The sequence below is a fragment of the Streptomyces boetiae genome (genome assembly GCF_031845405.1).
In the GTDB taxonomy this organism is placed as follows: domain Bacteria; phylum Actinomycetota; class Actinomycetes; order Streptomycetales; family Streptomycetaceae; genus Streptomyces; species Streptomyces boetiae.
Window position 1 is genome coordinate 1 of the sequence record NZ_JAVREN010000100.1, and the last position, 1414, is coordinate 1414.

The 1414-nt window shown below is 57.5% G+C and carries 1 rRNA gene; it reads left to right on the forward strand.

The annotated features are described in order from the left end of the window. A 23S ribosomal RNA gene (locus tag RM780_RS27550) occupies positions 1-1392 on the forward strand; the annotation flags it as partial. Positions 1393-1414 lie beyond the last annotated feature (22 nt).

Here is a 1414-nt window from a genome sequence, read left to right on the forward strand (position 1 = left end):
AGGGTGAGGCCTGATGCCGAGCCGATTGTGGTGAAGTGGATGATCCTATGCTGTCGAGAAAAGCCTCTAGCGATGTTTCATGGTGGCCCGTACCCTAAACCGACTCTGGTGGTCAGGTAGAGTATACCGAGGCGTTCGGGTGAACTATGGTTAAGGAACTCGGCAAATTGCCCCCGTAACTTCGGGAGAAGGGGGGCCGTTCCCGGTGAAGGTATTTACTGCCGGAGCTGGGGGTGGCCGCAGAGACCAGCGAGAAGCGACTGTTTACTAAAAACACAGGTCCGTGCGAAGCTGTAAGGCGATGTATACGGACTGACGCCTGCCCGGTGCTGGAACGTTAAGGGGACCGGTTAGCCCTTTTGGGGGCGAGGCTGGGAACTTAAGCGCCAGTAAACGGCGGTGGTAACTATAACCATCCTAAGGTAGCGAAATTCCTTGTCGGGTAAGTTCCGACCTGCACGAATGGCGTAACGACTTCTCGGCTGTCTCAACCATAGGCCCGGTGAAATTGCAGTACGAGTAAAGATGCTCGTTTCGCGCAGCAGGACGGAAAGACCCCGGGACCTTTACTACAGCTTGATATTGGTGTTCGGTTCGGTTTGTGTAGGATAGGTGGGAGACTGTGAAGCGCCGGCGCCAGCCGGTGTGGAGTCGTTGTTGAAATACCACTCTGGTCGTGCTGGATGTCTAACCTGGGTCCGTGATCCGGATCGGGGACAGTGTCTGGTGGGTAGTTTAACTGGGGCGGTTGCCTCCTAAAGGGTAACGGAGGCGCCCAAAGGTTCCCTCAGCCTGGTTGGTTATCAGGTGGTGAGTGTAAGTGCACAAGGGAGCTTGACTGTGAGACTGGCGGGTCGAGCAGGTGCGAAAGCAGGGACTAGTGATCCGGCGGTGGCTTGTGGGAGCGCCGTCGCTCATCGGATAAAAGGTACCCCGGGGATAACAGGCTGATCTTCCCCAAGAGTCCGTATCGACGGGATGGTTTGGCACCTCGATGTCGGCTCGTCGCATCCTGGGGCTGGAGTTGGTCCCAAGGGTTGGGCTGTTCGCCCATTAAAGCGGTACGCGAGCTGGGTTTAGAACGTCGTGAGACAGTTCGGTCCCTATCCGCTGTGCGCGTTGGAGTCTTGAGAAGGGCTGTCCCTAGTACGAGAGGACCGGGACGGACGGACCTCTGGTGTGCCAGTTGTCCTGCCAAGGGCATGGCTGGTTGGCTACGTTCGGGAGGGATAACCGCTGAAAGCATCTAAGCGGGAAGCCTGCTTCGAGATGAGGACTCCCACCCACTTGATGGGGTAAGGCTCCCTGGAGACGACGGGGTTGATAGGCCGGAGATGGAAGCCTTGTGAGGGGTGGAGTCGACCGGTACTAATAGGCCGAGGGCTTGTCCGCAGATGCTCGCGTCCACTGTGAA